This is a genomic window from Spirillospora sp. NPDC047418 (assembly GCF_040643275.1).
Classification (GTDB): domain Bacteria; phylum Actinomycetota; class Actinomycetes; order Streptosporangiales; family Streptosporangiaceae; genus Spirillospora.
This window is the reverse complement of the sequence record NZ_JBEYTW010000006.1, coordinates 49,739-63,764: the sequence shown is the minus strand read 5'-3', so window position 1 is coordinate 63,764 and position 14,026 is coordinate 49,739. Positions and strand designations below refer to the sequence as shown.

Annotated in this window: 10 protein-coding genes and 1 tRNA gene; 8 read left to right on the top strand and 3 right to left on the bottom strand. The window is 71.4% G+C overall.

Annotated features, from left to right (window positions below):
• Positions 1–51 precede the first annotated feature (51 nt).
• Positions 52–1,833, top strand: a complete 1,782-nt coding sequence (locus ABZ806_RS05515) for an acyl-CoA synthetase (protein ID WP_500215732.1) — start codon at positions 52–54, stop codon at positions 1,831–1,833.
• Here the strand turns inward: ABZ806_RS05515 and ABZ806_RS05510 are convergent.
• Entirely contained in the window at positions 1,830–2,933 is a 1,104-nt protein-coding gene (locus ABZ806_RS05510; RefSeq protein WP_500215622.1) for a PucR family transcriptional regulator, read from the bottom strand. The two genes, ABZ806_RS05515 and ABZ806_RS05510, sit on opposite strands and share 4 nt — an antisense overlap.
• Before the next feature lie 118 nt (positions 2,934–3,051).
• Here ABZ806_RS05510 and ABZ806_RS05505 point away from each other — a divergent pair, with 118 nt between their 5' ends.
• Complete coding sequence (locus ABZ806_RS05505) at positions 3,052–3,960, top strand: proline dehydrogenase family protein (RefSeq protein ID WP_500215620.1); 909 nt, start codon at positions 3,052–3,054, stop codon at positions 3,958–3,960.
• 15 nt (positions 3,961–3,975) lie between these two features.
• Complete coding sequence (gene pruA / locus ABZ806_RS05500) at positions 3,976–5,607, top strand: L-glutamate gamma-semialdehyde dehydrogenase (protein WP_500215618.1); 1,632 nt, start codon at positions 3,976–3,978, stop codon at positions 5,605–5,607.
• On the opposite strand, the gene ABZ806_RS05495 is transcribed toward pruA, so the two are convergent.
• The gene (locus ABZ806_RS05495) at positions 5,604–6,815 is read right to left on the bottom strand and encodes a cytochrome P450 (protein WP_500215616.1); all 1,212 of its coding nucleotides are present in this window, start codon (positions 6,813–6,815) and stop codon (positions 5,604–5,606) included. The genes pruA and ABZ806_RS05495 overlap by 4 nt on opposite strands.
• Before the next feature lie 62 nt (positions 6,816–6,877).
• On the opposite strand from ABZ806_RS05495, the gene ABZ806_RS05490 reads away from it, so the two are divergent.
• The gene (locus tag ABZ806_RS05490; protein ID WP_500215614.1) at positions 6,878–7,546 is read left to right on the top strand and encodes a TetR family transcriptional regulator; all 669 of its coding nucleotides are present in this window, start codon (positions 6,878–6,880) and stop codon (positions 7,544–7,546) included.
• A tRNA-Met gene (locus ABZ806_RS05485) sits at positions 7,524–7,597 on the top strand. The genes ABZ806_RS05490 and ABZ806_RS05485 overlap by 23 nt, the downstream gene beginning before the upstream one ends.
• Before the next feature lie 156 nt (positions 7,598–7,753).
• Here ABZ806_RS05485 and ABZ806_RS05480 read toward each other — a convergent pair.
• On the bottom strand, positions 7,754–8,692 hold the full coding sequence (locus ABZ806_RS05480; protein ID WP_500215612.1) for a DUF5996 family protein: 939 nt from the start codon (positions 8,690–8,692) through the stop codon (positions 7,754–7,756).
• 72 nt (positions 8,693–8,764) lie between these two features.
• Between ABZ806_RS05480 and ABZ806_RS05475 the strand changes: the two genes are divergently transcribed.
• The 3 genes from ABZ806_RS05475 (at position 8,765) to ABZ806_RS05465 (ending at position 13,960) form a co-directional block, all read left to right on the top strand.
• Positions 8,765–9,136 carry a DUF3054 domain-containing protein gene (locus ABZ806_RS05475; RefSeq protein WP_500215610.1) on the top strand — a complete coding sequence of 124 codons (372 nt, stop codon included), beginning with the start codon at positions 8,765–8,767 and terminating at the stop codon, positions 9,134–9,136.
• Between the two features lie 109 nt (positions 9,137–9,245).
• Positions 9,246–10,892, top strand: coding sequence for an AMP-binding protein (locus tag ABZ806_RS05470; RefSeq protein ID WP_500215608.1), 1,647 nt, complete (start codon positions 9,246–9,248; stop codon positions 10,890–10,892).
• Between the two features lie 56 nt (positions 10,893–10,948).
• Positions 10,949–13,960, top strand: a complete 3,012-nt coding sequence (locus tag ABZ806_RS05465) for an AMP-binding protein (protein WP_500215606.1) — start codon at positions 10,949–10,951, stop codon at positions 13,958–13,960.
• Positions 13,961–14,026 lie beyond the last annotated feature (66 nt).

Genomic DNA, 14,026 nt, shown 5'->3' with positions numbered 1-14,026 from the left:
TCCGAGGGGGCCCTTCGCATTTTGCCGGGGGACGATCCCCCGGAGCCCCCTGTGCCGCCACCATCCCCCGCCCGCCCACCCCCGGGGCTCCGCCCCTGGCCCCCGGTGACGCTTTGGTTTGCGGTTTCGTTCTCTTCGGTTTGGTCTGCCCTGGTTGGGCCCTTATCCCCCTTTTCGGGGGTGGTCTTTTGGGCGGGGGGTGTGGTTAGGATCACGACTGTTGGGGCTTACCTGCGGTTTTGTGGTTGGGGGGCGGTCTTGTCCGACTCTGTGGTTCGTGCTCGTCAGCACTCCTTGGGGGACCTGCTGCATCGGACGGCGCGGCGGTATCCGGAGAAGCTCGCCGTCGTCAGTGGGGAACTGCGGGTCACGTACGCCGAGTTCGACGTCGCGGTCAACCGGGCCGCGCACGCGCTCGCGGCGCGCGGGGTCGGCAAGGGGGACCGGGTCGCGCTGCTCAGCCACAACTGCTGGCAGTACGCGGTGGTCGCGTTCGCCACGGCGAAGCTCGGTGTGGTGCTCGTGCCCGTCAACTTCATGCTCAACGCCGAGGAGATCGCCTACATCGTCGAGCACTCGGGGGCGTCCGGGATCATCGCGGAGGACGCGCTGGCGCCCACCGCGGAGAAGGCGCTCGCCATCGCCGGGGTCGAGGGCGGTGTGCGCGGGTGGATCCCGCTGTCGGGCGCCCCGGCGGGGGACGGGTGGGAGGACGTCGACTCCTGGTGGCGTGACGGGCCTGCCGACGCGCCCGACGTTCTGGTGGCGGACGATGATCCGCTGCGGCTCATGTACACGTCGGGGACCGAGTCGCGGCCCAAGGGCGTGATGCTGTCCAGCCGGTCGCTGATCAGCCAGTACGTCAGCTGCATCGTCGACGGGGAGATGAGCGCCGACGACGTCGAGGTGCACACGCTGCCGATGTACCACTGCGCGCAGCTCGACTGCTTCTTCTCGGTCGACGTCTACCTCGGTGCCACCAGCATCATCCTGCCGTCGCCGGACCCGGGCGTGCTGCTGGAGACGATCGAGCGGGAGAAGGTCACCAAGCTGTTCTGCCCGCCTACCGTGTGGATCTCGCTGCTGCGGCACCCCGAGTTCGACACGCGGGATCTTTCGAGTCTGCGCAAGGGGTACTACGGAGCCTCTCCGATGCCGGTCGAGGTGCTTCGGGAACTGCTGCGGCGGCTGCCCGACGTGCGGCTGTGGAACTTCTACGGGCAGACGGAGATGGCGCCGCTCGCGACCATCTTGCGTCCCGGCGAGCAGTTGGAGCGGGCCGGCAGCGCTGGGCGCGCGTCCATCAACGTCGAGACCATGCTCGTTGACGACGACGGGAAGCCCGTGGGGGTCGGGGAGATCGGCGAGATCGTCCACCGGAGCCCGCACGCGGCCCTGGGGTACTACCGGGATCCGGAGAAGACCGCCGAGGCCTTCCGCGGTGGATGGTTCCACTCCGGTGATCTCGGGGTGATGACCGAGGACGGGTACCTGTCCGTCGTCGACCGGAAGAAGGACATGATCAAGACGGGTGGCGAGAACGTCGCCAGCCGGGAGGTCGAGGAGGCCGTCTACGAGCTGGACGGCGTCGCCGAGGTCGCCGTCTTCGGCATCAGCCACCCGCACTGGATCGAGGCCGTCACCGCGGTCGTCGTGGCCAAGCCGGGTGCGGAGTTGAGTGTCGACGATGTTCATGCGCATGCGCGTGAACGGCTCGCTCCTTACAAGCGGCCCAAGTATGTCGTTGTTGTCGACTCGCTGCCCAAGAATCCGAGCGGCAAGATTTTGAAGCGCGAGCTGCGCGAACGGCACGCCGGGCTGGCGGACGGTTAGGGGCCCTCCTGCTTCAGGTGGGGGGCCAGCGTTAGGGCCAGGTGGAGGGTCAGGCGGTCTTGGCCGTTGGTGAGGGTCAGGGCCGTCAGGTCCTCTATGCGGCGCAGGCGGTGGTAGAGGGTCTGGCGGTGGATGTTCAGGGCTTTTGCCGTTTGCTGGACGTTGCCTGCTCGGTCCAGATAGGTGCGGGCCGTTTCGGTGAGGTCCGGGTGTTCTAGTAGGGCGTTCGTGCCCGGGGTTTGAGTCGTTTGGGTCAGGGCCTCGTCGCCTGCCGTGCGGAGGAGGCGGAGGGCGCCCAGGGTCGTCCAGTCACGGGAATCGCCGGGGGCGGCCGTGCGGGCCGCTACGCGGGCGCGGAGCCAGCCTTCATGGACGTCCTCCAGGGTCGGGCACGGGGAGTACACCCCGGTCTGGACGGGGGCGTTGCGCTCCTCCAGGAGGCGGCGGGCCCTGTCGATCGTTGTGGTCGTGGGTGTCGAGGTCGGGATGACCAGGACGTGGTCGCGCTGCCAGACGGTCGTCAGCACGGAGTGCGGCAGCTGCCAGGGGTTCAGCGGTTCCGGGGACGGGGTGCGCAGGACGGCCACGGTGAGGGGCTGGTCGGGGGCCGCGGCCTCCGCCAGGTCGTGGGCCGCCTGCGTGCGGGTGTCCGGGTGGGTGGACAGGAGGTCGGCGACCTTCCAGGTCAGGTCGTCGCGTTCCCTGGCCTGGCGGGCCATGAGGAGGGCCGCCCGTTCGCAGAGGGGCATGGCCCTGGTCGCCTGGGGGCCGGTGATGCGCTCCTGGTCGTCCAGGAGCCAGAGGTAGCCGTAGGTCACGTTGTTCCAGCGGACCGGGAGGCAGAGGCGGCCCAACTGGCCGAGGGACGTGTCGGCGGGAATGCGGACGGGGCCGGTGGCGCGGGCGATCCCGTGGCGTTCGAAGCGGGCGCGGACGGCCTCGGACGCGCGGCGGTGCAGGATCGAGTCCATCCGGACGGGGTCGATGGTGTCGCCGTGAGCGGCGTAGGCGACGAGGTGGAAGTCGCGGTCCTCCAGCGTGGCGGGGGCGCGCAGGAGGTCGGCCGCCTGTTCCACGATGTCCTGGAGATCGGGAGCCATGCGCCCTCCCTTCATACGTTTGTATGAAGTCTACCCGGAGTGAAAGTGGCATCTGGCTGTAGGGGGACGGGGGCGGCGCTTCTAACGTTCGAGGTGTTCCTCGACGTTGGAGGCTCCCATGCTCGATGCCCTTCTGCTCGCCGCCGGCCGCAGCGAACGGATGCGCGGTCTCGTCACGTCCCTGCCCCTGACCAGGAGTGTCGTCGACCGGTTCGTGGCCGGGGACGACCTCGAGGCGGCGGTCGGGGCGGTGCGGGAGCTGGCGGGCGCGGGCCTCAGCGTCACGCTCGACCACCTGGGGGAGCACACCCGGGACGCCGCGCAGGCGGAGGCGACCCGGGACGCCTATCTGCGCATGTTCGCGGCCCTTGAGGGGTGCGGGCTCGCGGACGGCGCCGACGCCTCGGTGAAGCTGTCCGCGCTCGGGCAGGCGCTGCCGGGCGAGCTCGCGGTGGATCACGCCCGGGAGATCTGTGCCGCGGCGGGGGCGGTCGGGATGACCGTCACGCTCGACATGGAGGACCACACGACCGTCGACTCCACGCTCGACACTCTTGGGAAGCTGCGGAGCGACTTTCCTTGGGTGGGTGTCGCCGTCCAAGCGATGCTGCGGCGCAGCGAGGGGGATCTGCGGGACCTCGTGGGGGAGGGGTCGCGGGTCCGGCTGGTCAAGGGGGCCTACGCCGAGCCCGGTTCCGTCGCGTTCCAGGGGCGGCACGAGGTCGACCGCGCCTACGTCCGGGCGCTGCGGACGCTGATGGAGGGCGACGGCTACCCGATGGTCGCCAGCCATGACCCGCGCATCATCGAGATCGCGCTCGCGCTGGCCGCCGAGCGCGCCCCGTCGTCCTATGAGTTCCAGATGCTCTACGGGATCCGGGCCGCCGAGCAGCGGCGGCTCGCCCAGGCCCACCGGATGCGCGTCTACGTCCCCTACGGGGGCGACTGGTACGGGTACTTCATGCGGCGCCTGGCCGAACGTCCCGCCAACCTCGCGTTCTTTCTCCGTTCGTTCGTCTCCCGCTAAGGAGGGGCCCTTTCCATGGACGCCGTGACCAACGTTCCGATGCCGGTGAACGAGCCGGTGCACGGGTATGCGCCGGGCAGTGCCGAGCGGGCCCGGCTGGAGGCGCGGCTCGCCGAGCTGACCGCCGAGGCGCCGGTCGACCTGCCCATGACGATCGGCGGTGAGCGGCGGCTCGGCGCCGGCGCCAAGGTCGCCGTCGTCCAGCCGCACCGGCACGCGTCGGTGCTCGGGACGTTCGGCACCGCGACGCAGGGCGACGCGCGGGACGCGATCGGCGCGGCGCTCGCGGCCGCGCCGGCGTGGCGGGCGCTGTCCTTCGACGACCGGGCCGCGATCTTCCTGCGCGCCGCCGACCTGCTCGCCGGGCCGTGGCGGGAGACGCTGGTCGCCGCGACGATGCTCGGGCAGTCCAAGACCGTCCAGCAGGCGGAGATCGACAGCCCCTGCGAGCTGGTCGACTTCTGGCGGTTCAACGTCCACTTCGCGCGGCGGATCCTCGCCGAGCAGCCGATCAGCGGCCCCGGGGTGTGGAACCGGTCCGACCACCGGCCGCTGGAGGGGTTCGTCTACGCGATCACCCCGTTCAACTTCACCGCGATCGCCGCGAACCTGCCGACCGCGCCCGCGCTCATGGGCAACGTGGTCGTGTGGAAGCCGTCCCCGACGCAGACGTACTCGGCCGTGCTGCTGATGCGGCTGCTGGAGGAGGCGGGGCTGCCCGCCGGTGTCATCAACCTGGTGACCGGGGACGGAGCCGCGGTGTCGGACGTCGCGCTCGGGCACCCCGAACTGGCCGGGATCCACTTCACCGGGTCCACGGCGACGTTCCGGCACCTGTGGAAGACGGTCGGGAACAACATCGAGAAGTTCCGGAGCTACCCGCGGATCGTGGGGGAGACCGGTGGGAAGGACTTCGTCGTCGCCCACCCGTCGGCCGATCCGGCGGTGCTCAAGACCGCGCTCGTGCGGGGCGCGTTCGAGTACCAGGGGCAGAAGTGCTCCGCGGCCTCCCGGGCGTACATCCCGCGGTCGATCTGGGACGGCGGGTTCAAGGACGAACTGGCCGCCGAGGTCGACGGGTTGACGATGGGGGACGTCGCCGACCTGTCCCACTTCATGGGCGCGGTGATCGACGAGCGGGCGTTCGCGAAGAACAAGGCGGCGATCGACCGGGCCCGCGACGACGGCGATGTCGAGATCGTCGCCGGCGGGACCTACGACGACTCGGTCGGGTACTTCGTCCGGCCGACCGTGCTCGTCTCCGCCGACCCGGAGAACGAGATCTTCCGGACCGAGTACTTCGGGCCGGTCCTCGGCGTCCACGTCTACGAGGACGACCGGTACGAGGAGATGCTCGCCCAGATGGAATCGGTCGCCGACTACGCGCTCACCGGCGCCGTCATCGCCGGCGACCGGGCCGCCGCCGCGCACACCGCCGAAGTCCTGCGCTACGCGGCCGGCAACTTCTACATCAACGACAAGCCGACCGGGGCCGTGGTGGGCCAGCAGCCGTTCGGCGGCGCGCGGGCGTCCGGCACCAACGACAAGGCAGGATCCGTCTTCAACCTGCTGCGGTGGACCTCGCCGCGGTCGATCAAGGAGACGTTCGTCCCGCCGACCGACTACCGGTACCCGCACATGGGCTAGTTTCCGATCCCGATGCCCGTCGCCGGGAGCGAGACCCAGCCGCGGGTGAACGGGGACGAGATCCGTTCGGATGCCTCCAGGTCCACGCCGACATGCGGGTGGGCCTGGAGGAGTTCCTCCAGCGCGACGCGCGCCTGCAGTTTGGCCAGATGCGAGCCGATGCAGAAATGGACGCCGCTGGAGAAGCCGAGGTGGCGCGGGATCTCCCGGGTGACGTCGAGTTCGCGGGCGGACGGGCCGAATTCGCGTTCGTCCCGGTTCGCCGAGCCGAACAGCATCATCACCTTCTCGCCCTCGGGGATCTCCGTCCCGTGCAGGGTGACGGGGCGCGTGGTCGTTCTGGCCAGCGCCTGCACCGAACCCTCGAGGCGCAGGAACTCCATCAGTGCGTTCGGGATCAGGGACGGGGCGGCGGCGAGGCGCTCGCGCTGCGCGTGGTCGCCGTCCAGCAGCGCCACCCCGTGCGAGATCAGGTTGCCGGTCGTGTCGTTGCCGCCCGCCACCATGACGAAGCAGAACCCGAGGATGTCCCAGTCGGCGAGGCGCTCCCCGTCCACCTCGGCGGCCGCCAGCGCGCTGATCAGGTCGTCGGACGGGGCGGCGCGGCGCGCGGCGATCACGTCGGAGAAGTAGGCGAACATCTCCGCGACGGCCGCGGCCGCGTCCTTGCGCAGCGACGTCAGGCCGAACCCCTCGTCCTGCAGCGTCGTCAGCGCCGACACCCACGGGTCGAACCGCGCACGATCCGACTCCGGGACGCCGAGCAGGTGGGCCAGCGCGAAGGTCGGCAGCGGGGAGGAGAAGTCGCGGTGCAGGTCAGGGGTCTCGCCGTCCGCCGCCTTGCGCTCCATCAAAGTGATCCGGGAGCGGACGAAATCGCGCAGCAGGTCTTCGAGGGCGGCGGTCCTGCGCGGCGTGAAACCGTGGCTGATCAGCCGCCGCAGGACGGTGTGGCGCGGCGGATCCAGCATCACGATCGTCGGAGCCAGGCCCAGCGTGCCGATCTCGTCCGGATAGAACGTCAGGCCCTGCGCGGACGAGAACGTCTCCGCGTCCCGTGTCGCCGCCCAGATGTCGTCGAAGCGGGAGAGCGCCCAGAACGGCGGATCGTCGTGGTGGTGGACGGGATCCTCGTCCCGCAGGCGCTGGTACGCGGGATAGGGATCGGCCTGGAATCCGGGATCGAACGGGTCGTAGACGTCCGCCATGGCACGGCCTCCGCGGGTTGTAACAGCCGTCGTTATTAACGCCTCCTGTTAGTATCATCGGCGTGCCGAAAGACGCAAGAGCCACCCGAGAAGCGCTCATCCGCGCCGGCGCCCACCACTTCGCCGCCCACGGCATCGACGCCGCCCGCACCCGCGACATCGTCGCCGACGCGGGCCAGGGCAACGACTCCGCCATCACCTACCACTTCCGCTCCCGCGCCGGACTCCTCAACGCCGTCCTCCGCGCCGGCATCACCCGCATGGAACCCGCCCGCGAAACCGCCCTCCCCGGCCTCCACCCCCGGGACCTCCCCGCCATCGTCGCCGCCATCGTCACACCCACCGCCGACGAACTCCGCACCGCACAAGGCCGCGACTTCCTCCGCATCACCGCCCAACTCGCCGGACGCGCCGGAATCCGCGACCGGCACCTCCCGCCCCTCCTCCACGGCACCGCACTCCAACGCCAACTCGAACTCCTCCACACCGCCTGCCGCACGACCCTCCCCGAACCCCTCGCCCTGGAACGCATCTCCCTCCACATCGCCTACCTCACCGCCGCCCTCGCCGACCGCGCCACCCGCACCGACAGCCCCCTCGACCACGCCGCCTTCACCACCGACCTCACCGCCCAACTCACCGCCGCCCTCCAAGCCCCCACACCCCGTTTGCCTAACCACCCCCCACCCAATACAGTTAAGACATCACCGCGGGGTGGAGCAGTTCGGTAGCTCGCTGGGCTCATAACCCAGAGGTCGCAGGTTCAAATCCTGCCCCCGCTACGGATCCTAGGGTCCTCTTGGTCGCAGGCTTCGCCTGCTCCCCAAGGGGGCCCTTCGCATTTCGCCCGGGGGACGATCCCCCGGAGCCCCCTGGCTCCTCCGCCACCCCCCACCCGCCCGCCCCCGGGGCTCCGCCCCTGTCCCCCCCTGGCCTGGCTACTCCTTGGGCTTGTTCAGTCTTGTTGGGGTGTCTTCTAGAGCTCTGCGGTCCCAGTTGGCTTTTTCCGCTGCTGCTTCGTATGTGCTCTGCAGGAAGTCCTTCAGGGTTTGCTCTGGGTTCCTGGCGGTTGCCACTGCTTCGTAGGGGAGCAGGAACTCGCCCATCTCCTGGTTGTAGGCCGCCTCCTTCGGGGTTACCGGGTGGTCGCGGAAGCCTGGTGGTTCCGGGTAGGCGTAGGAGTAGAAGGCTCCCTCCTCGCCTCCGCCCGGCCAGAAGCCGGCGCTCGACAGCTCGCCGGAGTAGCCCTCCACCATCACCCAGTCCGGGCAGTTCGGGGCGCCGCCGGGGTGCGGCGGGGCTGGACGGCCCGAGAACCTCGTGCAGGCCAGGTCCATCGCGCCCCAGAAGAAGTGCACCGGGCTCACCTTGCCGGTGAAGTGGGAGCGGAACTCGCCCAGGAGCCGGTCCGCCTGGAGGAGCTGGCGCCAGAACAGGTGGACGGCGTCCGGATCGTAGGAGGCGTTCTGGTGGTCTTCGGCGAACGGGATCGCCGTGGCCACCTCGTTCGGACTCGCCTGGATCGGCGCCTCGATCGCCAGCTCGTCCAGCGCGGCCATGGTCTCGGCGTAGAAGTCGGCGACCGACTTGGGCTCCAAGGGCACCGTGCGGGACCCGCCGTCGCTGCTCCTGAGGCGGAGCCGGTGCTCGACGAAGTCGAACTCGAGGTCGAAGGCGCCGTCCCGGTAGGGGACGGCGGAGGTCGTCAGCCCCCTCGGCGTCACGTACAGGGTCACCTGCCACCAGTGGTTCAGCAGCGGCGCGTGGGCCATCCGGATCTTGCCGACGATCTGCGTCCACATGTGCAGGGTTTCGCGTGTCGCCGTCCAGTCTGCGAGCTTCAATCGCGGCCAGTCGTTCTTTCGCTCGGTCATCACACCGACTTACCCCGAACGGGCCCCGTCAGCACCCGCTCCGGGGTGCGGGGCGGGGGCGCATACGCTGGGGGGATGCGCAATCTTGTGGGCGGGGTCGTGGACGTCTGCTGCGTGCTCGTCTTCGTGGCGATCGGGCGGGCCTCTCACGAGGAGGCCGCCAGTCTGAGCGGGTACGCCACCACCGCCTGGCCGTTCCTGGTGGGGCTCGCGGTCGGATGGGGCGCCCTGCGGGCGTGGCGGCGGGCCGACGCGCTGGTGCCCGTGGGCGTCGGCGTCTGGCTCTGTGCCGCGGGGGTGGGGATGCTGCTCCGGGTTGTTTCCGGGCAGGGGACTGCTTTTGCTTTCGTGATCGTGGCGTTCTTGTTCCTCGGCGGGACGCTGCTCGGGTGGCGGGCCCTGGCCCGAGTCGCGGGTGGGCGGGCCCTGTCGGCCTCCGCCAAGTGACCGCCTGGTCTCTTTGACTGATCGAACCGGTTGACGGCGGGCGCGCGGTCCTGGTGAAGTTACCCGCGAGTCACGTGGGTGACCGTGATCATGTTGAAGGGGAACACCGATGGCATCTGCGCTGCGCGCATGGCTGGAGACGCCGAACACCGCACGTGGCGTGCACCTGGCGGCCGACGACGGCGGCTGGGAGTACCGCGACTACGGTGCGCTGGCCGCCGCCGCGCGGCGCACCGCCGGGGCGCTCATCGAGGAGGGCGTCCGGCCGGGGGACGTCGTGTGCCTCATCCTGCCCACGGACTTCACCTGCATCGAGACCTACTTCGGGGTGTGGGCGGCCGGGGCGACCGTCTGCCTGATCACGCCGCCGCTGTTCCAGGACGGCGACGACTACGTCGCGCACGTCGCGGCGATCCTGCGGCAGGCGTCGCCGGTGCTCGTGGTCGCGTCCAAGGACCTCGCCGAGTACGCGGGACGGGCCATGGACCAGGCCGGGCTCAGCGGCGAGCCGTGGCAGCCGCAGCAGGGCGAGGAGGCGGACGTGCGGCCGGCCGGGGAACTGGCGCTGCTGCAGTTCACGTCCGGGTCCAGCGGCGCCCCGCGCGGCGTCATGGTCACCTGGGAGAACCTGGAGGCCAACAGCGACCTGATCGCGCGCATGTCCGGGTACGAGGACGGCGACGTGGTGGCCTCGTGGCTGCCGCTCTACCACGACATGGGGCTCATCGGGGCCTTCATCACGCCGATCGCGCGGCAGGGGACGCTGCGGCTGATGCGGCCCGACCACTTCATCCGCGACCCCGCACGCTGGATCCGGTGCTTCGCGGAGGCCCGCCACACGGCGGCGCCGCCGTTCGCCTACGCGTACTGCGCGCGGCGGGTCAAGCCGGAGCAGCTGGAGGGGCTCGACCTGTCGGGCTGGAAGATGGCGCTGATCGGCGCCGAGCCGATCGACCCGCACGCGCTGGAGGTGTTCGCGCAGCTCGTCGAGCCGTTCGGGTTCTCGCGGGCGACGTTCAAGCCGGCCTACGGGATGGCCGAGACCACGCTGCTGGTCACCATGGACAACGAGCGGCGCGACCCGCTGGCCGTCCGTCCCGACCCGGAGGCGCTGACGTTCGGGCAGCCCGTCCGGATCCTCGACCAGCACCGGCTCGGGCCCGAGTCGATCGGCGCCAAGGCCGGGTGGGTCGTGGGGTGCGGGACGCCTGAAAGCGATGTGCCCGTGGTGATCGTCGATGATGACGGGAACGAGCTTGCCGAGGGGCTGCTCGGGGAGATCGTCGTGGGCGGCGCGTCCGCCTGCCCCGGGTACTACGCGGGGGCCGAGGCCAAGTCGACGCGGTTCATCGACGGGAAGGTCTACACCGGGGACGCCGGGTTCTTCCACGAGGGGCAGTTGTTCGTCCTCGGGCGGATGGGCGACAGCATCAAGGTCCGCGGGCGGTCGGTGTACGTCGAGGACCTCGAATCCAAGATCGCCGAGGTGAGCGGGCTCGGGAAGGGCCGGATCGTGGTGGTCGGCGTGCCGGGCGCCGGGCAGAAGGGGCTCGCGCTGTTCGCCGAGACGCAGAGCGAGGAGTGGGTCCCCGCGGTGCGCGAGACGCTGCGGCGCCGGGTCGGCGACGACGTCGAGATCACGGTCGTCGTCGGCGCCGGGCTGATCCAGCGGACGTCCAGCGGCAAGCCCCGCCGCCGGTACATGTGGGAGCGGCTCCAGGGCGGCCACCTGGACGGGGCGCGGGTCGTCGCGTAATTGCTAAAGCCGCTGATAACAGGACACCATGGCGTTGACGCTGCGAGAGGTCGACGATGCCGTCTGTTGCCAGAACGCTGTTCCGCCTGGGCGCCCGCCTGGGATCCACCGCCCAGAACGCCCTGGAGGTCGCCCGCTTCGGGGGGTTCGACACCGGCGAGGACGCGTCCCCCTGCGAGGTCGTGACCGAGCAGCGGGTGTACCGGCTGCGGCACTACTTCCCGGAGGCGGCGGGCGGGCCGGTGATGCTGCTCGTCCCGCCGCTGATGATCACCGCGGAGGTGTACGACATCTCCTCGCGGGTCAGCGCGGTGAAGGTGCTGCACGATCTCGGGGTCGACCCGTGGGTCGTCGACTTCGGGGCGCCCGAGCGGGAACCCGGGGGACTCGAGCGGACCATCAGCGACCATGTGCTGGCGGTGAGTGACGCGGTCGACCGGATCCGGAGGGCGACGGGCAGGGACGTCCATCTCGCCGGGTACTCGCAGGGCGGCATGTTCGTCTACCAGGCGGCGGCCTGCCGGCGCAGCGAGGGCATCGCGTCGATCGTGACGTTCGGCAGCCCGTCCGACACGAGCCAGGGGCTGCCCTTCGGGCTGCCCGGCCGGCTCGCCTCGGAGGGCGTCGAGCGGATCCCCGACTGGGTGCTCGGCGGGTTCGCCGTGCCGGGGTGGGTGACGCGGCTCGGCTTCCAGGTCCTCAGCCCGGTCAAGTCCGTGCGGTCGCGGGTCGACTTCATCCTGCAACTGCACGACCGGGAACGGCTCGCGCCGCGCGAGCGGCAGCGCCGGTTCCTGGAGCGGGAGGGGTGGGTGTCGTGGCCCGGGCCCGCGCTCGCCGAGTTCCTCCGCCAGTTCATCCAGCACAACCGGATGCTCACGGGCGGGTTCGTCATCGGGGACCGGCTCGTCGCGCTCGCCGACATCACCTGCCCGGTGCTCACGTTCGTCGGCGAGGTCGACGAGATCGCCTCGCCGCCGATGGTGCGCGGCATCCGGCGGGCCGCGCCGCGCGCCCAGGTGTACGAGGCGTCGCTGCGGGCCGGGCACTTCGGGCTCGTCGTGGGCAGCCTCGCGATCGCGCAGACCTGGCCCGCCGTCGCGTCGTGGGCGCTGTGGCGGGAGGGCAAGGACGAGCTCCCGGAGATCGTCGTGCCCGTGGCCGGGGACGAGGAGGCCGCGACCGCCGACCTGCCCGGCGGACCGGCCGGCTACGGGCTGCACCTGGCGATGGGCATCGGGACGAGCGCCGCGAGGTCGGCGTTCCGGACCGCCGCGCAGGTCGTGCACGGCAGCCGGCAGCTGAGCGGGGAGGCCGCGCAGAACCTGCCGCGGCTGGCGCGGCTGGAGCGCATCCAGTCCGACACGCGGATGTCGATGGGGCTGCTCCTGGACGAGCAGGCGCGGCACCGGCCCGGCGAGGTCTTCTTCCTGTACCAGGGGCGCGCGCACACCCACGACGCGGCCAAGCGGCGCGTCGACGCCGTCGTGCGCGGGCTGATCCACATCGGTGTGCGGCGCGGTGACGCGGTCGGCGTGCTGATGGGGACCCGGCCGACCGCGCTGGCGCTCGTCGCGGCCCTCAGCCGGCTCGGCGCCGTCGCGGTGCTGCTCCGCCCCGACGGCGATCCCGCGGCGGAGGCCCGGCTCAGCCAGGTGACGCGGGTCATCGCCGATCCCGAGCACGCGGAACTCGCCGGGAGGCTCGCGGACGTCCAGGGGTACCTGCTCGGCGGGATCGGGCGCGGCGACCGCGGCTCCCTCGTGGACATGGAGCGCATCGACCCGGAGCAGGTGGAGCTGCCGGGGTGGTACCGGCCGAATCCGGGACGCGCCGGCGATCTCGCGTTCGTCGTCTTCCGGGGGGACGGGGAGCATCTGCGGGCCAGCCGGATCACCAACCGGCGGTGGGCGCTGTCGGCGTTCGGGACGGCGTCGTCGGCCGCGCTGTCCCCGTCCGACACCGTCTACAGCATCACGCCGCTGCAGCATCCGTCCGCGCTGCTGATGAGCCTCGGCGGCGCGGTCGCCGGCGGCGCCCGGCTTGCTCTTGCCAGTGCCTACGATCCGGAGACGTTCTGGGACGAGGCGCGCCGCTACGGCGTCACCGTCGCGTCCTACACGTGGACGCTGCTGCGCGACCTGGTGAACGCGCCGCCGAACCCGGCCGAGCGGCACCACGCCGTCCGGCTGTTCATCGGGTCGGGGATGCCGCGCGGCCTGTGGCGGCGGGTCGAGGACCGGTTCGCGCCCGCGCGGGTCCTGGAGTTCTACGCCTCGACGGAGGGCGAGGCGGTGCTGGTCAACCTGAGCGGCAAGAAGCCCGGCTCGCTCGGGCGGCCGCTGCCGGGCAGCGCGCACGTGCGGCTCGCCCGCTACGACCTGGAGAGCGGGCGCCTGGCCGAGGGGCCGGACGGGTTCGCGGTCCGCTGCGAGCCGGGCGAGATCGGCATGCTGCTCGCCCGCGTCCGGCTCTCGGCGATCGGTGCGGCGGCGCGCCCGGTGCGGGGCGTGTTCCGGCCCGAGGACGCCTGGACGATCACCGGGGACCTGTTCCGGCGCGACGCCGACGGCGACTACTGGCTCGTCGGGCGGGAGACCGAGCTGATCCGCACGGCGGAGGGCATCGTCCCGCCCGGCCCGATCCGGGACGCGCTCGGTGATCTCCCCTACGTCGACACCGTCGCCGTCTACGGGATCCCCGTGGGCGGCACCGAACTGGCCGCCGCGGCCGTCGGCCTGCGCGGCACCGGCACACGCTCCCGGCGGAGCCGGGCGGGAGGCGTGGGGGGTCGCCCCTCCTCGGAAGAGACGCTCAAGCCGATCGACATCTCCGAGGCGCTGCTGCGGGTGGAGCCGGGGCTGCGGCCCGCGCTCGTCCGGGTCGTGGACGAGATGCCGGTCACGACCGGCGGGCGGCTGCGGATCGCGCCGCTGCGGGACGAGGGCGTCCCCGCCGCCGGGGACGGGCCGGTCTACTACCGGGACAAGGCGGGCGCCTACCGGCCGCTCACCGAGACCGCGCGGCGGCGGCTGCTCCGCGTCCGGGCGGCCCGCGAGGCGCGCTGACCGCGCTGACGCGCAAGTCACCGCGGATAAGTCTGGACTTACGGGCGCCCGCTACGTTAGAACAAA